General features: G+C 60.0%; 20 protein-coding genes and 4 pseudogenes. 13 read left to right on the top strand and 11 right to left on the bottom strand.

The features are described 5' to 3' along the window. Positions 1-101: 101 nt before the first annotated feature. Positions 102-3200 (top strand): GAF domain-containing protein, encoded by a 3099-nt coding sequence (locus BM222_RS28560; protein WP_244547278.1) that lies wholly within the window; start codon positions 102-104, stop codon positions 3198-3200. A gap of 31 nt (positions 3201-3231) precedes the next feature. Here the strand turns inward: BM222_RS28560 and BM222_RS42870 are convergent, their stop codons facing one another. From BM222_RS42870 to BM222_RS28545, 3 genes are all read right to left on the bottom strand, one after another. After that, complete coding sequence (locus BM222_RS42870; protein WP_283810265.1) at positions 3232-3360, bottom strand: hypothetical protein; 129 nt, start codon at positions 3358-3360, stop codon at positions 3232-3234. Between the two features lie 656 nt (positions 3361-4016). Next, positions 4017-5696 (bottom strand): DNA polymerase/3'-5' exonuclease PolX, encoded by a 1680-nt coding sequence (locus BM222_RS28550; RefSeq protein ID WP_092235535.1) that lies wholly within the window; start codon positions 5694-5696, stop codon positions 4017-4019. Continuing rightward, positions 5697-5987: a hypothetical protein gene (locus BM222_RS28545; RefSeq protein ID WP_244547277.1), complete on the bottom strand. Its 291-nt coding sequence runs from the start codon at positions 5985-5987 to the stop codon at positions 5697-5699. 95 nt (positions 5988-6082) lie between these two features. Here BM222_RS28545 and BM222_RS40340 point away from each other — a divergent pair. The 8 genes and pseudogenes from BM222_RS40340 to istB form a co-directional block, all read left to right on the top strand. After that, a pseudogene (locus BM222_RS40340) lies at positions 6083-6151 on the top strand (DUF3606 domain-containing protein); the annotation flags it as partial. 160 nt (positions 6152-6311) lie between these two features. Next, a complete protein-coding gene (locus BM222_RS41385; protein ID WP_177243525.1) occupies positions 6312-6515 on the top strand; it encodes a hypothetical protein in 204 nt (67 codons plus the stop codon). 78 nt (positions 6516-6593) lie between these two features. Beyond that, positions 6594-6827 carry a methyltransferase domain-containing protein gene (locus BM222_RS41380; RefSeq protein ID WP_177243524.1) on the top strand — a complete coding sequence of 78 codons (234 nt, stop codon included), beginning with the start codon at positions 6594-6596 and terminating at the stop codon, positions 6825-6827. Positions 6828-6944: 117 nt separating this feature from the next. After that, positions 6945-8765 (top strand): DNA ligase D, encoded by a 1821-nt coding sequence (gene ligD, locus BM222_RS28535; RefSeq protein ID WP_092235532.1) that lies wholly within the window; start codon positions 6945-6947, stop codon positions 8763-8765. Continuing rightward, positions 8762-9007, top strand: coding sequence for a hypothetical protein (locus tag BM222_RS28530; protein WP_092235529.1), 246 nt, complete (start codon positions 8762-8764; stop codon positions 9005-9007). Before ligD ends, BM222_RS28530 begins: the two co-directional genes overlap by 4 nt. 757 nt (positions 9008-9764) lie before the next feature. Next, positions 9765-10006 (top strand): annotated as a pseudogene (locus BM222_RS43435) (helix-turn-helix domain-containing protein); the annotation flags it as partial. Continuing rightward, a pseudogene (locus BM222_RS43430) lies at positions 10005-10202 on the top strand (Mu transposase domain-containing protein); the annotation flags it as partial. The pseudogenes BM222_RS43435 and BM222_RS43430, both read left to right, overlap by 2 nt. A gap of 134 nt (positions 10203-10336) precedes the next feature. Beyond that, complete coding sequence (gene istB, locus BM222_RS28520) at positions 10337-11200, top strand: IS21-like element helper ATPase IstB (RefSeq protein WP_502690937.1); 864 nt, start codon at positions 10337-10339, stop codon at positions 11198-11200. 511 nt (positions 11201-11711) lie between these two features. Here istB and BM222_RS28515 read toward each other — a convergent pair. Continuing rightward, positions 11712-11912 carry a hypothetical protein gene (locus tag BM222_RS28515; RefSeq protein WP_143106072.1) on the bottom strand — a complete coding sequence of 67 codons (201 nt, stop codon included), beginning with the start codon at positions 11910-11912 and terminating at the stop codon, positions 11712-11714. Positions 11913-12875: 963 nt separating this feature from the next. Here BM222_RS28515 and BM222_RS28500 point away from each other — a divergent pair. From BM222_RS28500 to BM222_RS42310, 3 genes are all read left to right on the top strand, one after another. After that, positions 12876-13178, top strand: a complete 303-nt coding sequence (locus tag BM222_RS28500) for a hypothetical protein (protein ID WP_092235518.1) — start codon at positions 12876-12878, stop codon at positions 13176-13178. A 34-nt stretch (positions 13179-13212) separates the two neighbouring features. Next, the gene (locus BM222_RS28495) at positions 13213-13530 is read left to right on the top strand and encodes a PilZ domain-containing protein (RefSeq protein WP_092235514.1); all 318 of its coding nucleotides are present in this window, start codon (positions 13213-13215) and stop codon (positions 13528-13530) included. Between the two features lie 1296 nt (positions 13531-14826). Next, on the top strand, positions 14827-15072 hold the full coding sequence (locus tag BM222_RS42310) for a hypothetical protein (protein ID WP_244547276.1): 246 nt from the start codon (positions 14827-14829) through the stop codon (positions 15070-15072). On the opposite strand, the gene BM222_RS43425 is transcribed toward BM222_RS42310, so the two are convergent. The 5 genes from BM222_RS43425 to BM222_RS28455 all read right to left on the bottom strand — a co-directional run bounded on the left by BM222_RS43425 (position 15069) and on the right by BM222_RS28455 (position 20072). Next, the gene (locus BM222_RS43425; protein ID WP_143106078.1) at positions 15069-15332 is read right to left on the bottom strand and encodes an AlpA family phage regulatory protein; all 264 of its coding nucleotides are present in this window, start codon (positions 15330-15332) and stop codon (positions 15069-15071) included. The two genes, BM222_RS42310 and BM222_RS43425, sit on opposite strands and share 4 nt — an antisense overlap. A gap of 995 nt (positions 15333-16327) precedes the next feature. After that, on the bottom strand, positions 16328-17401 hold the full coding sequence (locus BM222_RS28470; protein ID WP_092235505.1) for a relaxase/mobilization nuclease domain-containing protein: 1074 nt from the start codon (positions 17399-17401) through the stop codon (positions 16328-16330). Further along, on the bottom strand, positions 17398-17916 hold the full coding sequence (locus tag BM222_RS28465) for a plasmid mobilization protein (RefSeq protein WP_092235502.1): 519 nt from the start codon (positions 17914-17916) through the stop codon (positions 17398-17400). Before BM222_RS28465 ends, BM222_RS28470 begins: the two co-directional genes overlap by 4 nt. Before the next feature lie 424 nt (positions 17917-18340). Then, positions 18341-19321, bottom strand: a complete 981-nt coding sequence (locus tag BM222_RS28460) for a ParB/RepB/Spo0J family partition protein (protein WP_092235499.1) — start codon at positions 19319-19321, stop codon at positions 18341-18343. Then, positions 19311-20072 (bottom strand): ParA family protein, encoded by a 762-nt coding sequence (locus tag BM222_RS28455; protein WP_092235496.1) that lies wholly within the window; start codon positions 20070-20072, stop codon positions 19311-19313. The genes BM222_RS28460 and BM222_RS28455 overlap by 11 nt, the downstream gene beginning before the upstream one ends. 692 nt (positions 20073-20764) lie before the next feature. On the opposite strand from BM222_RS28455, the pseudogene BM222_RS28450 reads away from it, so the two are divergent. Then, positions 20765-20976: pseudogene (locus tag BM222_RS28450) on the top strand (HU family DNA-binding protein); the annotation flags it as partial. Positions 20977-20994: 18 nt separating this feature from the next. Here BM222_RS28450 and BM222_RS41375 read toward each other — a convergent pair. Together BM222_RS41375 and BM222_RS28445 are read right to left on the bottom strand one after the other, a co-directional pair. Continuing rightward, positions 20995-21138: a hypothetical protein gene (locus BM222_RS41375; protein WP_177243523.1), complete on the bottom strand. Its 144-nt coding sequence runs from the start codon at positions 21136-21138 to the stop codon at positions 20995-20997. Between the two features lie 62 nt (positions 21139-21200). Continuing rightward, entirely contained in the window at positions 21201-21506 is a 306-nt protein-coding gene (locus BM222_RS28445; protein WP_092235493.1) for a DUF736 domain-containing protein, read from the bottom strand. Positions 21507-21616: the final 110 nt, after the last annotated feature.

Below are 21616 nucleotides of genomic sequence, written 5' to 3'. Positions count from 1 at the left end.
GAAACGAAGTGGGTAGGCCACAATTGTTGCATTGCAATGAGGGCTTCGGCACGTGGGCCGAAGCAGTTAGGATAGGTTTGGCGAGGCACCGAGGAAAGACAATGAAGCGGCGCTTAAGCACGAGCTCCAAACCAGGTGAACCGGCGCGCAACAAGGCAGCAACGGTAAGTCCATCCAAAGCGATGCGCGAGAATCGTTCGGCAGCGACCGCTCAGCACAGACGCTTAAGACGCGAGCGCGACGAGGCGATCGAGCGGGAGAGAGCCACTGCCGAAGTGCTTCGGGTCATGAATTCATCGGCCGGCGATTTGGAGCCGGTATTCAACGCAATGGTCGAAAATGCGCTCCGACTCTGTCAGGCCGAGTTCGGAAATTTGTTCATCTACGATGGCAAGGAGTTTGCTACTGCGGCACTGCATGGCGCTCCGGCCGCCTATGCCGAGGCACGGCGCCGTGGCGGTGTGGTCCTTCACCCGCATCCGGATGTTCCCTTAAACCGCATCATTCGCACGAAAGAGGTTATCCACATCGGCGACGTCAGAAACGAACAAAGCTACATCGATCGCGACCCACGATTCTGCGAGCTCGTCGACATCGCGGGAGCCCGCACTCTTCTTCTCGTACCGATGCTCAAAGATGACGAACTGGTCGGTGCCTTTGCCATCTATCGCCGGGAGGTCAGGCCTTTTGGAAGTAACCAGATCGGACTAGTTCGGAATTTTTCAGCCCAAGCTGTCATTGCAATCGAAAACGCGCGCCTGTTCAACGAGACCAGAGAAGCACTGGAACGGCAGACCGCCACTGCCGACATTCTGAAGGTGATTGCGTCCTCGCCGTCCGATGTACAGCCGGTGTTCGACGCCATCGCGAGCAGCGCCAAGCGGCTGATCGGCGGCTTTTCGGCGGCGGTATTCCGCTTCGTCGACGATATTGCGCACCTTGCGGCCTTCACGCCCACAAGCTCAGCCGCCGATGAGGTGCTGAAGGCAGGATTTCCGACGCCCGTCGATCGCTTCGAGCCGTTCATGCTCGCACAAGCTGGCAAACCGATTCAGATTGGCGATATCGAGACGCTTCCGGACTCCCAGATCAAGCAGATCGCTCGAGCGCGCGGCTTCCGCAGCATGCTGCTCGCGCCGTTGATGGGCGACAATGTGCCGATCGGCCTGATCCGCGTGACGCGATTCGAAGCCGGATCGTTCGTAGATCACCACGTGCAGTTACTGCAAACCTTCGCCGACCAGGCAGTGATCGCTATCGAGAACGCGCGTCTGTTCGAGCAGGTTCGGTTCAAGACGAATGAGTTGAGCGCGGCGTTGCAGCGGCAGACCGCGACCGCCGATGTACTCAAGGTGATCAGTCGCTCGGCGTTCGATCTGAGAACGGTGCTGGATGCCCTGCTCTCTTCAGCCTGTCGGCTGTGCGACGCCGAGATTGGAACGATCCGTTATGAGCAGGAGGGAAATTACCGGCTTGCCGCTGCCTATGGCTGCAAACCCGAATGGATCGAGCACTTCCAGACCTACACGACGAAGGCAGATCGCGGCTCGATTTTCGGCCGAACTATTCTCGATGGGCGTCCCGTTTGCGTCCCGGATTTACTTGCTGATCCCGATTTCAATCGCCCGCAAGCACAAAAGCTCATTGGCATGCGTGCCGCACTTGGTGTCCCGCTCGTCCGGGCGGGGCACGCCTTCGGTGTCATCAACCTGTTTCGCTTCGCCGTCGGGTCTTTCGAGGACAAGCAGATCGAGCTGGTAGCGACGTTCGCCGATCAAGCGGTGATCGCTATTGAGAACGTCAAATTGTTTGAACAAGTGCAAGCGAAGACACGCGACCTCTCCGAGGCTCTAACTTATCAGACCGGAAGTTCCAACATTCTCAAGGTGATTGCATCGTCGCCGACGGACGTTGAGCCGGTCTTGCGCACCATCGTCGAGAGCGCTTGCGAGCTCTGCGAAGCCTATGATTCGGTGGTAGTTCTGAAGGAGGGGCAGGATCTCGTCGTTCGCGCGCACCACGGACCAATCGGAATGGGAACTCGGACGTGGACCGACGACCGCACCTCCGTGTCGGGTCTCTCAATTGCCGAACGGGTGCCCATACACTTGCAAGACGTCCTCTCCTATGAAGGCAGCAAGTTTCCTGTTGCTCAGGCGATGTCACGGCAGGATGGTTGCCGGACCATTCTTGCTGTGCCGATGCTAAGTGAAGGTGAGAGCATTGGTGCAGTCGTACTTCGCCGCGCCGAGGTGCAGCCCTTCAGCGCCAAGCAGATCGCGCTCCTGCAGACCTTTGCCGATCAGGCGGTGATAGCGCTTGGCAACGCCCGCCTGTTCGAGAAGGTGCAAGCTCGCACCCGCGAACTGGCGAAATCTCTTGATGAATTGCGGGCCGCACAGGATCGCCTGGTGCAGACCGAGAAGCTCGCATCGCTTGGCCAGCTCACTGCCGGCATCGCGCACGAGATCAAGAACCCACTCAATTTCGTCAACAATTTCTCGTCTCTCTCCGCCGAATTAATCGACGAACTCAACGAGCTGCTCGGAAAGGCGGAACTCGACGAGAAGATCCGCGCAGACGTAGACGAGCTTGCGGGCATGCTGAAGGCCAACCTCGACAAGGTCGTCCAGCACGGGAAACGCGCCGATTCCATCGTCAAGAACATGTTGCTTCATTCGCGCGAGGCGACAGGCGAACGTCGTCCGACCGACATCAACGCAATTGTCGAGGAAAGCCTCAACCTCGCCTATCACGGCGCCCGCGCGGAGAAATCCGGTTTTACCATCACGCTCAAACGCGACCTCGACCCGAACGCCGGAACGGCGGAGGTTTATCCGCAGGAGATCACGCGGGTGCTCCTGAACCTGATCTCCAATGGCTTCTATGCGGCTCACAAGCGTAAGGAAGCTGCCGACGATGACTTCGAGCCGACATTGAGCGCCACCACGAGAGCTCTCGAAAATGAAGTAGAGATTAGGATCCGCGACAATGGCCTCGGGATTCCGGAGGAGGTCAAAGCGAATATCTTCAGTCCTTTCTTTACGACAAAGCCCGCCGGCGAAGGCACGGGGCTGGGGCTTTCGATGAGCCACGACATCATCGTCAAACAGCACGGCGGCAGGATCGGCTTCGAGACCGAGCCGGGAGCATTTACGGAGTTCATGATCACCCTACCGCGTAGCAATATAAGACAATAGGAGGCTAGAGTTGAGCGTTACATTCTCGTCTTCAACGAGGAGCGCAACCCGAGATGTCATGGTGGTCGCGCATGTCGAGCAGCTCGCCGAACATCGGGCAATGATGTAGTGGCCGCTCCTTGATCTCCTCTCCACCCGGCGTCGCGCCCGGTCTAACCATGGGTCGGCCTCAGCGGCAGAGCCAGCTGCACCCCGATCGGGTGGCCGAAGTGGCTCTTGACGAACTCGCGCTGGTTACGGCAATCGCGATCGGCCTTCCGATCTTCCGACGAGTCGGGATCCGCTAGCAGCTTCGGCGATGCTGATGCTCGTGAGGACGAAGAGGATGAGGGGGGTCGCAGCGGACGATGGCAGTGTGGGATGAAGTAGGCCAGGGCGAGCGCCGCGGTGGCCGGGAGACCCGCACACCCAGCACCCCACATCTGAACGGAGGGCCCGTTTTCGCGGACGAGAGCACATGCCGTTTCAAGCCAGACTGAAAGCGATCGATGAGGACACAGGGCGTCCGGAGTCCTGTCAACTCGATGATCGCCGCGGGCCCCAACTCTCGATCAATCGCCCGCTGCGATCTCGAAGCCAGCTTCCAGGAGAGCCGCGAAGAGCTCTGACGGATTCAGGTGAACCTGCCGCGGATTGGGAAGGCGGGTTGGCGGCGGGCGAGATAGCGGTGCCGTACGAACTCGCCCGCGTGTGCGTCCCTGCCGTGGCCTTCCACCAGCATGATCTTATGCCGTGACGGCTAGCTGAAGTGGTGGCCGCGATCGGCGGCGACAGCCACCGCCCTTCCCTCGAGCGACAAACCCCGCACTTGCGGCATCAGGCGGCGCGAGCGACCGAGCGCCGCTTCTGACGGAGGTAGCGCATGATCTCAGGAAGTTTCATCGCGTTCAGGACTCTTCCGGCGGGGACGCCGCCCTTGCGGGCCATCTCGACGCCCCAGTGCATGTGGTCGAGCTCGGGAATCGAGTGCGCGTCCGGATTGATGCTCAGCATGCAGCCAAATTCGAGGGCGGCTTGGTGCCATCGCCAGTCCAAGTCGAGCCGCCATGGGTGGGCATTGATCTCGACGACCACGTCGTGTTTGGCGCAAGCCCGCAGCACCCTCTCGATGTCGATTTCGTAGCCCGGCCGCCGCTGAAGCTGCCGCCCGGTCATGTGGCCGATCATGGTCGTGTGAGGATCGGAAACGGCCCGTAGCAGCCGCTGCGTCTGCGCCTTGCGGTCCAGTTTGAACCGGCCGTGGATGCTCGCCACGACGAAGTCGAAGCGCTCCAACACGTCTTCCGCATAATCGAGCGAGCCATCCGCCAGAATGTCGGACTCGATGCCTTTGAGGATCCGGAAGTCCTTACCGAAGCGCTTGTTGAGTCGCTCGGCTTCCCGGTGCTGCTCGGCAATCTGCTCGATCGAAAGGCCGCCGGCGTAGTGGGCCGACTTCGAGTGGTCGGCGACCCCGAAATACTCGAATCCGCGCTGGCGCGTCGCTTTGGCCATTGTCTCCAAGGTCTCGGTTCCGTCCGAGGCATCGGTGTGGCAGTGAAGGATTCCGCGCAGATTCTCGTCGGTGACGAGCTTCGGCAGCTTGCCCTTCAGGGCCAGCTCGACCTCGCCGCGCCCTTCCCGGAGCTCGGGATCGATGAAAGGCAAGCCGAGAGCGCGATAGATGTCGACCTCGTCGCCTGCCACTACCGTGCGCCCCTTGTGTAGACCGTCGGCTTCCAATCGAAGGCCCTTCTCCGCGGCCAGGGTTTGGAGCTGCTCGATGTGGGCGACGGAGCCGGTGGCGAAAAGAAGGGCGGCGCCGAAATGTTTGCGGTCCGAGACGGAGATTTGCAGGCCATTGGCTAATGGCTCCGGCGACTTATCTGTCTTGGCAGCCTCCGCAACGATTGCGAGATCGCCAACGAGTTCGCAGCCTCGACGGAAATCGCCGGCGATCGTCACGCGCTTGAGTTCGGGGCGGGACTTGCGGATCGAGTCCTTGGCGTGCGCGAGCAGGGCGGCGGCTCGGTGCAGGTGAAGGCGACCTTCTCCGCTTTTCGCGATAGCTAGGTTCTGCAGGATCTTGGTCTGCAGCCCGGCGCCGAGCCCCTTCGCCTTCTTGATCCGGTCGTCCTTGGCCGCCGCCTCCAGTTCGGCTAGGGAGTCGATGCCCAGATCTTTGTAGAGCCGCAGCACTTTCTCTGGACGAAGGCCGGGCACAGTGAGCATCTCGAGCACGCCCTTGGGAATCTCCTTCCGCAGCTTTTCGAGGCTGGGATGACTGCCCGTTTTGTGGAGTTTGGTGATGATGTCGGCGATCGCATCGCCGACCCCGGGGATCTCAGTCAACCGGTCTTCGGCGACGAGCACGTCCAGAGGAACGGCAAGGGCTGCCAAGCTGTCGGCAGCCCGAGAGTAGGCTTTCGCGCGGTAGGGATTGCCGCCTCGCAAGGCTGTGCGCTGCGCGTACTCTCGCAGGAGACTTGCTACACCGCGGGCGTCGAGCGAAGGCATTCAGCTCGCCTCCCCGTCTGCGCTTTGCGGCGCAGCCGGACTAAGGCGATCGCCCCGGCGGTCACTTGGGCGGCTATCCAGTGAGCCTTCGAGCTTCCGGGCTGCGCGAAAGTCCTCAAGGTGCTGGATATTGGGGCCGTAAGCAGCCTCTTTCTTGAGGAGATTGTAGATACGACCGGCCACCACCTGCAGGTGCTTCATCCTACCCCGCGGCATGGATCTCGCTTTGCAGAGAGCTTGGACGGCGTAGGCCCTGAAGTAGTCGAATGCGTCTGACATGATGTCGGTCAACGCCGGCTCCCGCCGGGAGTTCGATGGACTCCGAGTTGCTCGACGGACGGTCTCCCATCATCCATTCGGGGAACCCGCGAATGCTTGCGACGTTGGCCGTGAAGAAGGCTGTCAAAAAGGTCGGCAACAGCCGCAAGCGGGTCGAGAAGCGCCTAGGACGCTGAACTGAGCGGTCGGTCTTCTTCGCCAATTTCTGCCGATCGTCGGCGCCTCCTTTGGGAAACCACGCATATCTTCAGGGACCTTGTGTTGCCGTCCTTATCGGCCAGCATCGGGATTATATGTATTGATCGCGTCTCGGTTTCACCCGGTCAAGAGGATGTTATGGCAGTTCACGAACGTTGGCAGATGGATGCCAGCGCTCCCGAGCTGTACGAGCGCTATCTCGTCCCCCTCACGTCGGTCTGGGCCGATGGCCTGCTCGATCGGATCGGGCCGACGAAGGGAGAAGCGTACGGTGCGTGCGGACCGGCGTGGTGGCGCCCCGTCTGGCCGAGCGCGGCCGCGTTGGAAGACTGGTGGGCATAGACCTCAACGGGGCAATGCTGGCCGTCGCCGGGGCGAAATCCAGCGAGGTGGAGGTGGACCGAGGGCAGCGCGCTGGGTTTGCCCTTCGCATCGCGCAGCTTCGATGTCGTGCTCTGCCAAGTTGGACTGCAATTCTTTTCTGACCGGCCGCAGGCTTTTAGAGAGATGGCTCGCGTCCTCAGGGCGTCGGGGCGCGTTGGGCTGCGTCGAGGACCGCGCGGAGCAGCGCGGTGGTCTGCGCGTCGAACATCGCAGAGTGCCCCTCAGTCGTGGGACACTGTGATAACCGGCACCGGGCGTTTCCCGATTTAGAAAACTTAAGATGCATCGCAAAAACTCAGTAAGCGCGCCAGCGGGAAAAACGCACCGAAGTAGGCTCATTGGCGCTCGCCGCAAGGGAACGATTCAGGTCTGCGAGGTTGAATCTGCATGTGTGCCGTGGCGTTGCGTCAGTCTCGATCGGAAGTATTGCGCGTCGCAGGCGCCCGCAAAACCGCTATTCCAGGTTACATCGAGCCGTGCGATCCCACGCTGCGCGAAAGATCGCCCCGGGGTGAGGGCTGGGTCTACGAGATCAAGGCAGACGGATATCGCGCACAGCTGCATCTTGATGGTGCCAATGTCGCAGTCTATTCGCGCACAGGGCTCGACTGGACGGAGCAGTTCTCCTCGATTGCAGCGTCGGCTCACAAGCTGAACGCGAAGGACGCGATCATCGACGGCGAGGCCGTCGTCTACGGCAGCGGCGGCCTGCCCGATTTTCAGCAGCTCCGTCGCGAGCTCGGCCGCAAGCGCAGCGAGCGTGTGCGCTACCACGCCTTCGACCTCCTGTACCTCGACGGCTACGACCTACGCGCCGCGGCCTATGAGGATCGCAAGCGTCTGCTGCAGCAGCTCCTGACGAACGCACCGGAAACCTTTGTCTATGTCGAGGCTCTTGAGGCGGACGGCGACGAGATCTTCGCGAAGGCCTGTCAGCTCGGACTAGAAGGCCTGGTCGCCAAACGGCTCGGCCGCCCGTACCGCTCGGGCCGACAGGAGACGTGGATCAAGCTGAAGTGCAAGAAGAGCGAGACGTTTCCGATCGTCGCCTTCGTCGAGAAATTGGGCGCCCATCCACGCAAGGTCGCTTCGCTCTACGTGGGCCGCCGTGAGGACGGCAAGCTCGTGTACGCCGGCAAGGTTCGCACCGGGTACACCGAGACGACCGCGCGTGAACTGCGCGAGCGGCTGGATCCGCTGATCCGGCGAACAACCCCGCTCGATGTCCGGATCAAAAAGCCGAAGGCGACCTGGGTCGAACCGACCATCGAAGCCGAGGTGGAGTATGGCGCGCTCACGGACGACGGGCTGCTGCGGGAAGCGGTGTTCAAAGGCGTTCGGGACGACCTCGCAGTGCGGAAGGTGAAAGCGCCGAGGCTGGCGCCCCCCTCGGCGGCGCGGCCGAAGCTCGGCGTGCCCAAAGAAAACATCCTTCAACTCCTTCCCGATGCGGTCGTCCCGTCCAAGGAAGCGCTCGCGGACTATTGGAAACGGGTATGGAAGAAGGCCCTACCTCATCTCGGCCACCGCCCTCTCAAGCTGGTGAGGCACGTGCACGGCACGACGTTCTACCATAAGGGGCCGCTTCCGAAGGACATTCCAGAAGCGGTTCACCAGCTCCGCATCCAGAAGCGAGAGGGGGGCCAGGGCACGCGGCTGTGGGTCGACAGCCTGGATGGCCTCTTGGGGCTGGTGCAGATCGGCGCTGTCGAGCTGCATCCTTGGAATGCTCGAGTCGAGGACTTCGAGCACGCCGACCGCGTCGTGATCGACCTCGATCCGGGCGAAGGCGTGGAGTGGCAGGAGGTCGCCGACACGGCGCTCGAGCTTCGTGCCTTGATGAAACGAGAAGGGCTCGACCCGTGGCCGAAGCTGACCGGCGGCAAGGGCGTTCATCTGATGGCGCCGCTCGATGAGGCGATGCTGCACGACCGAGCGCACCGGATCGCGCGTGGACTGTGCTCCGAGTTCGCCGCGCGTGATCCCCAGCGCTACATCCTGTCAGCCCAGGCAAGGCGCAGCGGGCGGATCTTCCTCGACTATTTGCGCAACGGCCGCGGCACGACGGCCGTGGGCACGTATTCGCCACGAGTACGGGAAGACTTTCCGATCGCTGCGCCGGTGACCTGGGCCCGTATGGCAAAAGGCATCCGGCCGGACGCGTTCACGATCGAGAGCCCGTTCCGGCTGAAGAGGAGATCCACATGACAGACGCATTCGACCGTTGGATTGAATGGGCCAACAGGCCGTCCGGCAGAAGAGCGGGGTTCGCGTCCGAAATCTACGCCACGGTGATGTCTCTGCCTCAAGAGGATCACGCGGACCAGCAGAAGGTCAACCCCGCGGTTGAGCATCAGGCCGAGCTGAGTCGGACCGGTAGGACTGCGTGGATCTACCTTAACGACCACAACAACGGAACACAGTCGAGCCCGGGGGTCCTGGACGAATGATGCTGTTCGCGTCCTCGGAAGCTGTCGACACATGGTTCCACCAGCACGATCCTGAAGGCGTGGCGTGGGAATACGGAATCGAAGGCGGTTCGCGAGAGACGTCAGCCTGGATCCACCTTCGATGCCATCAAAGATACAAACTGGGCCAGGTTGTTCGCCGCCAAGCAAGCTGCCGAAAATGGCTTGAGCAGAACGCTGCCAACGGCAAGATTTGAGAATACCCCGTCAAGGAGTGAGACGTGAGCACGTTCCTCAACAGTTCGGTCTGGTTCGCCGCCGCCTCTCTGCGACCCCGACCACAGCGAAATCCCTTGGGCCCGGCAGTTGCGCTTCGAGCGCCACAAGGCGCTCCTCATTGCGAGCGAGCAGCGCCCCGCGATCGGCGAAGCTCCTGGCAATAGCCGAGCCCATACCGAGGCCAACACCTGAAATCAAGCAAACTGGCGGTCATGCGATCAGACTCCCTGTTACGGCGGCGGCCTTCATGCGGCGCCTCCAGCCAGCAGCTTCTCGACATAGTGTGCGAGATCAGCACGAAAGTGCTCGTGCGCGAGCAGCTGGCCGAATGAGCAAAGGCCAGAGGATAATCGCTGCGGCCGCCCGCGTGCAGGTGTGAGTGGCGGAGTAATTCTCCCCACTTATGGCATTTGAAAATTCCCCAGTTTTCGTGACGGCCGACCGTCCAGGGCATGCCCTGGACGGTCGGCCGGAGCGTCGAATCGCCGACGTTGCTCCTGCAGGCGGAAGGGAGGGCGCGGTGCTCAAACTTGGGGAACTTGTCATGATCCTGATTTGCATCGCCAAGGTCTGTCGGTCAGCGCTATCGCCCGGCAACTTGGTGTCGACCGAAAGACAGTCAGGGCCTACATCGCCAAAGGATTGGAGCCGCCGGTCTACAAAAAGCGAGCGGCGCGGCCCGGAATTGTCGACCACTTCGAAGCTTATTTGCGTGAGCGGCTGGCTGCCTATCCTGCGCTCACCGCCGTGCGGCTGTGGCGAGCGACGGGCCTCGCACGAAGGCATGGTGAGCGTCGCCGGCAATCTGTATAGCGTGCCTGATACGACGCGGCGGCGGGTCTTCGACGTCCATGTCCTCGCTGACGAAATCCGCATCTTCGAGGGCAGCGTGCTGGTGGCAAGTCATGCCCCGCTCGAAGGTCGGGGCCAGAAGCGGCTCGATCCGGCACATCGCAAGCTCGCCAGCTTCGGCCGACGCCGTCCAGGCAGTGCAGAACCCGTCACCCTCACGCGCGCCGGTGACCACGCCGTTCGTCGCTCGCTTGACTTCTACGCGGCCGTCGGCCGTCGCCTGGCAGCCCAGGAGATCGTATGATGAGTGCTTCCTCCGTCATCGAGCGCGTCAAGACCAATCTGGTTAGCCTGAAGATGCCGCGCGCCCTGGAAATCCTCGACGTCACCCTGCGCGGCCTCGAACGCGGCGAAACTAGCGCCCTCGACGCCATCGACGCCTTGCTCACCGAAGAACTCACGATGCGGGAGACCCGTCGCATCAAAATGGCGGTTCAAATGGCCAAGTTGTCGGCCATCAAGACGCTCGCCGGCTTTGACTTCGCCTTCCAACCGTCACTCGACAAAAACCGCGTCCTGGCGCTCGCCGGATTGCAGTTCATTAATCGGGCCGAGGCCGTCCATCTCATCGGGCCACCAGGAACCGGCAAGACCCATTTGAGCCTCGCTCTCGGCGTGGAGGCCGTCAAGGCAGGGCGCAGCGTCTACTTCAGCTCTCTCGCCGATATCGTCGCCTCGCTTGCCAAGGCCGAACGTGACGGCGCTCTGCGCGAGCGGATCCGCTACTACTGCCGGTTCGCGCTGCTCATCGTCGATGAAATCGGCTACCTCCCAGTCACTCCCGGGGGCGGCAACTTGTTCTTCCAGCTCGTCAACGCCCGATATGAAAAAGGCGCCATGATCCTAACCTCGAACCGCGGCTTCGCCGAGTGGGGAGAGATCTTCGGCGATTCCGTCGTCGCTACCGCGCTGCTCGATCGCCTGCTGCACCACGCCGTCGTCATCCAAATCGAGGGCTCGAGCTATCGCCTACGCGAACATGCTGATCTCGTCCCCGAGACAATCCGACACAAAACGCAGGCAACCGCGAACCCCATTCCCCCGACCCTGAAACGCCGGGGCCGGCCACCAAAAGACGGAGGTGCTGATCACGTCGACGGCTGATCGCCATCCCGCCAACTGGGGAATTTTGCGGTGCCACTTCTGAGGAGATTCCGTGCGCCGTTGACAGCAGGATCTTGTCGACACCTTGCCTGGTCAGTTGTTCAGCCCGCGCCTACTCGTTCATGAACAGCGCAACTTCGGCCGCAAAGCAGATGTCAGCCAGCGTGATCCCATTCCCGACCAGCGTATTTCGCTGTGGCAACAAGGCCTGCGACATATAAGATCGCGAATGCCTCCTTCGCACGGGCGTGAATGGGCCCGTCGATCGGGCACCCGATAGCGCGCGAGGATATGGATCTGCGAATTCCTCGCAAGGACCAAACTGACACGAGAAAGCTGTCGATCCCGGCTTCATAGGCGCCTTCCCCGTAGAGCTGGTGCCTGGCGGGCGCCCCCTCTGACTCAACATTCACGCCGCAATGGTTGCCTTCCAGATCGCGGGGTTCGGAAGATATGAGAAGGTGCGCACATCGACCATTATGGATTTCTCATCCCCGTCAGAGCAAATCCACTACTCAGAGCTCGCATCGAGAATGTCGCCAAATTGTTCCCAGCGTGAGCCGTTCCAGCGCTGAAGCTGACGCTGCGTCCAGATCATTTTGTTGCTCTCGCTGATGTTCATTCTGACGCCGGGCAGCGCGGTCGGCAAATCAAGGTTCTTCAGCGACTTTGCCTGCTGTTGATGTTCTCGTTCGTTCCCAATTGCCTTCACAGCAAGCTCGTTGCAGGCCGGAGCCGATATGGCGGCGCAATCAGAATGCCTCGCAGCGGCCATCAATCAGTACAAGATGCAGAGCATTGAGCTGTCAAAAACCTTGAACAGCGGCCTTCCTTGGAAACTATCGAAGAAGGGGCGCGCCGGCCATCCGATCGCAAGAGCCGGCTTACTAAAGTAAGCTTTGCAGGCCTTCGTTTTTCTACTTCAGGATCACCTCTCCTATCCACCATTTATCGAACATTGGTTTGCGGACCGGTACATCGGATCTCAAATCGATGTCCGCGGCCGTTTCATGGTGGCGCCGGAGATCGTGCGAAACTTGGGAGATGGGCGGCACTTCGCCATTCAAGATACTAAGCCCGTCCCGTCCATTGCGACGGCCGACGCATATTCTATGTTTACTTGATGCGAACAGTGGGGACGCAAAATGTTTGATGTCTATCGCGATGCCAAGCGGCACTTTCTCATTCTAATCACAGGGGCCGCGATACCCGCGGCGTACTCATCAAACAAATGGCGCAAGAGCAGAAAGCGAATTCTCAGCGTAAAGCGACGGGATTAGGTCCAAGGTTCACTATTACGTCCGAAGTGTCCCGATCGCGAAGAAGCGACCGATCTAGTTCACCCCTTGCCCTTCGGGCGCGATCTCGGCGTCCTCGCCACCATTAAACCGGCAAGCCGCGAGGGGTCTGCGCGTTGCACAGCCATTCTCGCCAAATTTTGATATTGTTCTGGACGCAACCTCCACACTACGATACCTGCTGCTCGCAACCTCCTCATTTTTTATCAACCAGTTTGGCATAAAGTAGTTGAATATTCTAAGGACGGGCCAGCGTCATGGTTGTCGTGACGAGGCTTAGTTCCGAGTAGTCGAGCTGTGTTTGTACTCGCGCATAGTTTTTCATGCGTTTTTGATCCCTTCCGGCACCGCAGCCGAACCAAATAGAGATTGCGACGATGTCGTCGGTGCTTAAATTTCGCCAGCCGCACAACGCGCAGTCTAAGACGTACCGCTCGCGCCCGAAACTACCTGACATTCTCGCCAACATCGCCGCTCTGTTGTCGCAAGTTCGAACTCTCGACATCCAGACAACAGATGACATCCGTCAGGCCATGTTCATTCTCGAACTCGCGAATGACTGCATCCGAATGCTCATTGGACAGACCACACTGAACGAAACGACCAGAAGAACTTCGCTGGCTCAGTCGGCAGGGATCGATTTGCTTATTGCAGAGACGCGCACGGAGGCGGCGCATTAATTTGGAGAGGATGGTTTGAAATTGGAGATTACGGATCATGGAGAACAATCGGAAGGCGCACCGCGTTCAATTTGAACACAAGCACATCGTGAGCATCATGGGTGTTGATGGCACGTGGCGAAGAAGCTGCATTCTCCTCGACGCATCTGCAAGCGGTGCCAAGCTTGAGGTCGAAGGCTCAACGGACCCCCTGAAGGCACAGGAATTCTTCCTGGTTCTGTCGTCCACTGGACTGGCATTTCGGCGCTGCGAGCTGATTTGGGTGGATGGATCTCACGTCGGAGTTCAATTCGTCACAGCAAAGACGAAGGCGAAGGCAAGCCCACAGAAGGGTCTTGTCGGCTCACAATGAGACGGGTTTGGGTTTGCCAAATGACGGCTCAGCAGGCTGATAGGCTTGTTGTCGGCAGTCGTTTCAAGATGAGCGAGCTGGGGAGCGTTCAGTTCCCACAGTTGGCCCACAAGGTCGGCACCATTGTCGAAACCAGTATTCGCAGGCCCGGCGTGACGGTGCTGTTCGACGGCGGTCAGACCGACCGTCTTAGACCGGCATATCTCCTCTCTGGAAATGACGATCTTTATCGACCGAGAACTTTCCCCCGTAGATCGCGCTCACCTTGAAAACACCAAAGCCAAAGCACTGGGCTGACCAAGAGGTCCGACGATTAGTCAGGCTCACCCGGCAGGGAGTTGGCACATCGCGGATAGCCGCCGAACTCGGCCGCCACGTCGGATCGGTGAGGCGTATGGCGCGGAGGGTCGGAATACTGTTGAAGAAGTAGGCATCATCCGAACGCGCGCGCGGAAGGGCCTAGCTGATGCAATTCCTCCAATTCGTGTCGTCGCTCTTGACGAACGTCTTCGCGCGCTCAAGGGCATGGCTTTCGGCTGCATCATCGCCCACGGATCGTGACTTCAGCGTGGAAGAGGCAGACAACTGCACGGATTTTCTCTAGCGCATAACGCACAGTTGCGTTGAGATGTCAGCACAGTTTTTGGAGGCTCCAACGAGCTCATGCATAAGTAGGCCCCAAGAGGGGCCCGGCCGCCTAGGAGCCTGAGTCCCATAACCTCAGCAGCCTGAGAACAGGTTGTTCGGCTACGCTTCCAACCTAGCCAGGTACGGAGGACTTGCTTTGATCCTGCGCACCCCCCTCGGACCAGCCTGTGCTCTGTGCGGGGCTGGAGGGGACATAGAGACAGGCGGTCCGACGGCTGGCGCGTGAGGAGTGCGCCATGCAAATCTAACGCTAGTCCCAATCCCGGATTTCGCTCTGTCCACTTCTGAACTCAAGTGCGCATTTGTAATGTCCCACGACGGAACATCGAGGCCGCAGATGCAAGACATGCAGGCCCAGTTCGAGAAAGCTTTCCCGAGACGCCGCTGAGTGCGCCCTTATTCGGGACTTGACGACTGATCCCAAGAAGCGCGAGTTGTTTGCCCGATTAGCCGAACCCTAGTGCTCGCGTCGGCAGTGAAGCAAGCTATGAGCGAGTGCGAGGACAGCGATGTCGACCGGAATGTGGCCCCCAAGCCATGACAAACCGCGTAATCGGGCCACAATATCTATCTTTTCCGAATGCGTTTATTTGAGTTTTGCCTGCCAACCAAGGGCACAATCGTCCCGAACGGCCCCGGCTTCATGAAGTGAAATACGACGGTTATCGCCTCCTCTTGGAGCGCGATGGCGACCGCGTGCGCCTGATCACGCGCGGCGGCTACGACTGCGCCAACCTATATCCCTGGATCGTTGATGAAGTCGATGGCGGAGATGGCTTCGTCGGGTCAGCTTATGCGCGCGGCCCCGCGCTGCTATTGTTGAGAAACATTTTTGAATTCCTTGAGAAAGACGATGGAGGGCGGCCTGTCGCGGGCCGCCTTTCGCTTGACTAAGCAGCGCTCTCGGACACCGCCTGCCCCGCCATGTTGCCCGAGCGCCGCGCAATCGCAGCACTGACCCAACCTTCCACTTCGGCGGCAACCCACCCGACGCGCTTCGCGCCCATCGGAACACGTTTCCCCTCAGATTCGAGACGATCGATGTGCCGGCGTCCGAACAGAACACCGTGGTCGCGCAGTTGAGGAATCACAGCCGCTTGCTGCGATACAACATTTGGTCGTGCTCCTGTCTCTGAGTAAGCACGCCAATCCATCTCGACCTGCACCCTCATCGCGTAAGAGCGCACCCTAACCAGACCCAATTTGCGATTTGAGAAGAGGGTTACCCACAGCAACTCGATATTAGACTACGTGCTGGTGAAGAATAAGGTCATCGCTGCATCAGAGCGGAGCGTGTGCCTCTCCACCAGGAACGGCGGTGTGCAGCACATTGCTCGTGGATAAGCGGATTGTGCGAAGCGGAGCCATTTGCTTGATGCTTGCGGGTGAAGCGCAAGCATCCACCTGATTTGACAACGACGCCGGAACGCCCGTTGCAGGCGCCGACTGCGATTGCGTCGAACGCGGGCATGCCTCCCATGATCTCGCTGCAAGGGCCTGACGAGGCCGTTCTCCGGTTTGTGCGGGAGCTGCCAAGAGGCTCGCGCGCGAGGATCATGACACCGACGTCCTGCGTCATGCCGCGCCTCGTTGACATCGATGTCGAGAGGACACCAGGCTGTTTGTCGACCCATACTCGATCCAAATTAAAGCCAACGAGCTTATCCGCGCGCTTGTGTGACCCTCCGCACATTCCTTCACTTAAGTTGCCGGTAGGCTGCTCCAATCGATCCAAGGGGGGGAGCCATGAGGGACACCGTCCACGAATTGACCGACGCGGAACTGATGATCGTTTCCGGTGGAGTTCTGAAGGAGATTTTCCAGAACGCCGTGAACAAAATCCTCAGTGACGCTAAAAATGGGAACGACGGATGCGTCGATGGATTTCGCCCGCCTCGCGATGACAATGACATTTATAGGCTGTGTCATTAAAGGGCGCTTAGCCGCGCGTTCCGAACATAGCCATGTCGGGGGGATCGTTGATAGCGGGCAAGCGACTCGAACCCCGGATAGAAAGTTCAGAAGCAGCAAGCTCACCCCGTGTCTCGTCGCAGTGACGCCTCCCGGGAAAACGGGTTTGAGCCATTCCGATCGCCGCCGGAGATCCGGCTTTTTTTTGCTCGAAGAGCATCTGGTTATGCGAGTCCAATCACCTTGTTCGCTCATCATCTCGCTTGTGAGCGCGCACGTCGTCATTGCCCCCCTGCTCTGCTCCGCGGCGCCGATTGCTAACAAGCTCGGAAAGCTCTTTCTTCAACGCATGCCGGCGAGTTTCGATAGCGGGCATATCGTCAACGAATTGCTGAATATGACGCGCTAGCACGTGATCTGATGCCACTCTGGAGCGCTGCAGCTCGGCAGCATAGTCGAGATATCGCCGCCGGATCGCATCCTGACGTGACTTGATCTGTTCGTCCCAAGGATCTTTGGCTGTCCTGCCGACCCTCACCTCCGAAACGACGTCCTTACGAGCAAGTCGATCGACGTCGGGTGTGATCTTTCGCTTCCGCAAAGCGAGCACCGCCGCGCGATCGGCCTTTCGAACTCGCCCTCGCGTTCGCCGCGGAGTTGCCTCCGCCGCAATCCCGCGAAGCCTTAGTTCGGCAGCAAATCGCTCGCGCCACGCTTGAAGATCCGCCTTGCGAGGGTTGAGACGCTTGCCGTCATGCCCGTGGGACCGGACGGTCAAGTGCACGTGAGGATGCTTGTCATCAAGATGCTGGACAAAGACGTAGTCGTGATTGCAGCCGAACGTCTCGATGGCAAATGCCCTGGCTGACTCCTTGACGGCAACGGCATCGGTGCCGGCCGGCATCGACAGAATGATGTTGACCGAGAGCGATCCATCGCGACGGCGCTTGTCGTCGAGACCGGCATCGTCTTCCCAGCGTTGCTGTAGATCTTTCAAGCCGGAACGACCCGCCAGTGTCGCGCCCTGCTCTGTTTCTGCATCGAGCTCGCCATTTCGCGTGATGTATGCAAGGTGAGACTTGAGATGCGCCACACCCTTTGTGCGGCTGGTGATCTTGACCATCACCTCTGGTGCTCGGCGCACGATGCGCTCGAGCTTTGCACGCATCGCCGGCGTAAGGCGGCCTGGAGCGGCCGGATCTGGGATATCCCACTCGGCCCGCCGTGGGCGCCGATTGGGCGTTTCCCAGACATACGAGATCGGCGGAAGTTCGGAGACCACATCGGTCGGCTGCGGCGAGCGCCGGCTCATGGCCGTCCATCCCAATAATCGGCGTTGCCGTGCAGCACATTACGCAATTCCGCGAGCTCTCTTTCGATGACCAATTTGGCCTCTTGAATTGCGGACAGATCGGTCTCAACCGCCCTGCCCTGCAGCACACTGCTGTTTGCGGCCCGCGCGATCTGGGTGATGTTGCCGCCGATCCGGTTGAGCTCGCGCACCATCGCGCGAAGCGCCTCATGCTCGTTCGGGGAATGCTGCACTGGCGACCCCAGCCGTGAGCGCACCAGCGCGACGATCCAACCGGTTCGCGTCATACCACGCTGATGTGAAATTTCCGCCAGCTGCCGCATCTCGCTCTCGCGAAACCGCACCGTCACCTTTTCCGGTCGTCCCACCGGCAAGGCCAAGATGCGCGGCGCTTGTGCAGCTAATTCATCAGCAATGAGACGCCGCAGTAGCGCGGATTTGCCGCCCTGGGTCGCTGCAAGGATGGAAAACTGCGCCGCGACTTCGTCCGAGACACGAAGCGAGATCAGAGCCATGCACTCCAATCCCAATCGCGATGTAATACATCGCTGGCGCGAAGCCTATCCTGCACTAGAAAACGCGAATCTCTCAACGTCCTCCATGTTGGTTCAACCCATTGGGCTCGGCAGCCAAGGCTCGGCAGTTGCTGCAGGTGAGATCCAACCGAACCGACGGTCGATGAGGAGAGTTCTTCCGTGAATGACGCAGCCGTCACCCCTAATGCTTGTGCTCCAAGAAGCCTGCGCGTGCAGATTCTGAACATTGACACCGAATCTGTGGACCGCGGCTTTCCAGCAGCCTCCGGCCTCTCTACAGCGCTGTGGGGGGCGCGTTCGGCCTCCGGCTGCTGCGCTAACGCGCCATCCTTCGGATGGGAAATCCGCTCCGCCGTCGCACCAATTGTAGTACCGCCTCCGAGGAGGCTGTTTGAGAGCAGCTTCATGCCGACACGATCTCCTCGATCGTGATCGTCGATGCTGGAACCTCTTCCGCTACTTCTGCGCCATCGATCAGCAGCACGGCATAGCGTGAGCCTTGAGACGCGAGTCGATCACCCAGAAGACGGCCCGTGCGATCTTGGTGACGCACTCTGATCGTCAACGATGGACCCATTCGCTCGTGCCGATCGACCGAGGAGCTCCGGCGTTTCTCCGCTCTCGCCGCCTCACGGCTTCTCTCCATGGGGTGTGATGTCAGTTTCGGTGCGGCTTGGCGTCGTGGCGGTTTAGCTCTAGGAGCCCCTTCGTCATCAGCAGGGGAACCGCGGACATTCGCCCGAACTTCGCGGGCCAGTTGGCGGGCGTGCGCGTCGGTGAAGCTTTCCTGTGCTGCGCAAAAAGTCTCGACAGCGGTCGGCTGCTCACGCCAGGCCTGAAAGAGTTCATACACAGCGCGGATTGATGAGCTGGCAAGCTTCGAGCGAAGGAACTCCGGCATATTCTGGACCGACGCGTAGCGAGACACCCAGTCCCTGGGCTTACCGAGCTTACGCGAGATGTCGGCTTGGTTATCACCCTGCTCCAAGCGCTCCGCGATGAACGCCGCAATTTCGGGGGCATTGAGGTCATCGCGCTGGATGTTCTCAATCATCTGAACATAACGATCCGCAGAACCAGCCACATGAATGAAGGCCGGAATGTCGCGCAGCCCAGCGCGCTTAGCAGCACGATACCGCCTCGCACCCATTACGATCACGTACCGGCCTTCCTCGCTCGCTTGCCGCAGCACGATCGGTTGCAGCACTCCATGCTGCAGAACCGATTCCGCAAGCTCATCGAGCTTCTTTTCGTCGAAGCTGCGACGGGGCCGGTCCGGATCCTCGTCAACACGGTCGATAGAGATGCAAGTCGGTTGACCGATTGCGGCGGCATCATCTTCCGCGGCGGCGATGAGCTGCTTAAAGCTGAGATCAAGCGCCATGTGCCGTCTCGGTTATCTGCGCGACGATCTTGGCGAGAACATCGCGGATTTCCCGACCAGCCTCGTGTGCAGAGCGCCGCTTCAGCTTCCAGACCGGCAGGCGTTCCGCGACGGCGTCAGCGTAGCCGTCCCTTGCAACGATCTGGCCCGGGAACACATACTTGCCAGCTTCGCGCAAGAGCTGCTCAAGATGCGTCCTTTGACGCGGCGATTTCGTGTTGAAGTTCGAGGGCAGCAGCCCGAGGAACTTCGTATCCTGAAGGCCATAGCGCCTCTGCACGCCGACCACGGTCTGCATCAGACCTTTGACGCCCTTGATCGAATAGTCCTCCAGATAGATAGGGGCCAGCACATGCGACGCCGCAACCAAACAGCCGACACTGCGAAGTCCAAGTGACGGCGGCGTATCGATCACGCAGGCATCGAACTGATCCGACGCGATAGCGAGGTTCTCTTGCAATGTCGTGATGGCGGCTGCGTTGCTGCGATCGAGATCAGTCAGTGAGCTATCGCCCGGCGCGAGCGTCAGGCCTTCATCGGCTCGAGGTACGACCCGTATCCCCGGTTTGAACAAATCCGCGGCTAACGTTGAACCGGCGTACTGCCTCAACGTGTCTGACGCATTGCTCTGCGCATCAACGTCGATCACGAGAACGCGGAGATTCGTCTCCGCCATGAACCAAGCTAAATGCACAGCAAGAGTCGTCTTGCCGACCCCGCCCTTTTGATTGTTGATGACAATGGTCTTCATATTTAATCCGAAATGGGTCCTGACGGCACGGGGGCATATCCTCGTCCATCATGTCTTGGGGAATGTTGGTTTGAACCAACAGCGATTCCGAATCCGAACGTGGGAACGATCCCCAAATTCATCCAGCGAATCCCCTGCCAGAAGAGTCAGGTCAGCCTACAACCGTTGGGGGTAAATTCTCGTAAGCGAGACTGGGCTCAAGCTCGTCGCTGGGGCACTGCGACTCGGTCGCGAGAGGATCGTCACGCAAATGCGCGGGAGACCGTTTGTGGGCTCCGGGACGTCACCCCGCGGCGCGAGTAGAGCCTCCCCGGAGGGGCTCGCCCAACCGCTGCTAGAGTGGAGAATCTGGAACGATTTCATCTATGCGAGGGCTATCTGCATCGAAGGAAACACGTTCTATGTATCGCGAGAAAAATTCGTGTCGCCCCTCTTGAGGTCGCCCGCTGTAGCGACAAAGTGCCGACACTACCAAACGCTGGCGGTAGGACGCTTTGAATCAAAGGCCGCTCTCTTACGGCTGGCTGTCGCGACGAAGACTGGCGCAATTGCAAGCTAGGCGTTGCGACGCGAGCGTCCCGATAGCGAAGTGTCCGTTGAGGAAAGTATTGATCGGACAACGCGTCCCGGTCTTTCCGGAGCAACCGACCTATCGATAAAATGAACCGATCGGCCCGGTCGATTCATGAAACTCATTGGACGGTGCGGCCGTCAGCGGAGCCGAGACGAGCCTTCCAGGCTTCGGCAAATTCAAGGTCAAGGATAGCCCCCTCGTGAGGACCGCAATCCGTCGACCGGCGCAAGGATCGCGATCGCAGCTTCCAAGAAGCTGACCTTTACGCCCGCCAAAGCTGTCAAAAACGTTCTCAACAGAGCAGCGGATCCCAACGACGGTACATCGTAAGATGCAAGAGGAGGGGGCTTATGCCCCCTCCTCTTCCGCGAGCGCTTCGTTGCGTTGGCGGATGAGTTCGGCCAGCTCGCGTTCGAGCGCCTTGCGCTTCGCCGGCGTGAATACGCATTCGCGTAACTCGGCGCGCAATTCTTCAATGGTGTCGATGGTCATGACCGTATCTGCTGTCGAAGGGAAGCGGGCCCCGCCTTGCAGCGGAGCCCGCTAACTGAGCTTCAGTCCCGGTTCGGCCTGGACCAGATCAGTTGGAGGGCCTCGGCACCCTCTACCTCGGTCAGGGTGGCGTAGATCGGAGCGGGGAAGCTCGGATCGTCCAGCTTGACGGAGAGGTAGTCGCGCTCGGTGTCCTTGGCGGTCTTCTGCCAAGCCGCGCCCAACTCGACGTTGCCCGAGTAGATGCGGAATTGCGGTCCCTTGTCGGACGGGCTTTCGACGCGGATCAGCTTGACCTTGACGTTGAGATTGAGCGTTTTGATCGCGCCGGAGAAGCCATTGCCCGTGGAGGTGCCGATGGTAGCCATTGTCTCATTCCCTTGGTTTTCTCGGGCCGCGCCTATCGCGAACTCGATGGCGGCCGTGAGACCGGAGGCGATCGACCTGCACCCAGAGGGCCGAAATGAAATGGAGGGCG

Source organism: Bradyrhizobium sp. Gha, assembly GCF_900113735.1.
Lineage (GTDB): Bacteria > Pseudomonadota > Alphaproteobacteria > Rhizobiales > Xanthobacteraceae > Bradyrhizobium.
Note: the sequence above shows the minus strand (reverse complement) of the source record. Positions and strands in the feature narration are given on the sequence as shown.

Excerpts from the sequence above, each read along its gene's own strand:
- BM222_RS28560 (WP_244547278.1), top strand. The coding sequence starts at position 102 with ATGAAGCGGCGCTTAAGCACGAGCTCCAAACCAGGTGAACCGGCGCGC.
- BM222_RS42870 (WP_283810265.1), bottom strand. The coding sequence starts at position 3,360 with ATGGTTAGACCGGGCGCGACGCCGGGTGGAGAGGAGATCAAGGAGCGG.
- BM222_RS28550 (WP_092235535.1), bottom strand. The coding sequence starts at position 5,696 with ATGCCTTCGCTCGACGCCCGCGGTGTAGCAAGTCTCCTGCGAGAGTAC.
- BM222_RS41385 (WP_177243525.1), top strand. The coding sequence starts at position 6,312 with ATGGCAGTTCACGAACGTTGGCAGATGGATGCCAGCGCTCCCGAGCTG.
- ligD (WP_092235532.1), top strand. The coding sequence starts at position 6,945 with ATGTGTGCCGTGGCGTTGCGTCAGTCTCGATCGGAAGTATTGCGCGTC.
- BM222_RS28530 (WP_092235529.1), top strand. The coding sequence starts at position 8,762 with ATGACAGACGCATTCGACCGTTGGATTGAATGGGCCAACAGGCCGTCC.
- istB (WP_502690937.1), top strand. The coding sequence starts at position 10,337 with ATGATGAGTGCTTCCTCCGTCATCGAGCGCGTCAAGACCAATCTGGTT.
- BM222_RS28500 (WP_092235518.1), top strand. The coding sequence starts at position 12,876 with ATGTCGTCGGTGCTTAAATTTCGCCAGCCGCACAACGCGCAGTCTAAG.
- BM222_RS43425 (WP_143106078.1), bottom strand. The coding sequence starts at position 15,332 with ATGGATTGGCGTGCTTACTCAGAGACAGGAGCACGACCAAATGTTGTA.
- BM222_RS28470 (WP_092235505.1), bottom strand. The coding sequence starts at position 17,401 with ATGAGCCGGCGCTCGCCGCAGCCGACCGATGTGGTCTCCGAACTTCCG.
- BM222_RS28465 (WP_092235502.1), bottom strand. The coding sequence starts at position 17,916 with ATGGCTCTGATCTCGCTTCGTGTCTCGGACGAAGTCGCGGCGCAGTTT.
- BM222_RS28460 (WP_092235499.1), bottom strand. The coding sequence starts at position 19,321 with ATGGCGCTTGATCTCAGCTTTAAGCAGCTCATCGCCGCCGCGGAAGAT.
- BM222_RS28455 (WP_092235496.1), bottom strand. The coding sequence starts at position 20,072 with ATGAAGACCATTGTCATCAACAATCAAAAGGGCGGGGTCGGCAAGACG.
- BM222_RS41375 (WP_177243523.1), bottom strand. The coding sequence starts at position 21,138 with ATGACCATCGACACCATTGAAGAATTGCGCGCCGAGTTACGCGAATGC.
- BM222_RS28445 (WP_092235493.1), bottom strand. The coding sequence starts at position 21,506 with ATGGCTACCATCGGCACCTCCACGGGCAATGGCTTCTCCGGCGCGATC.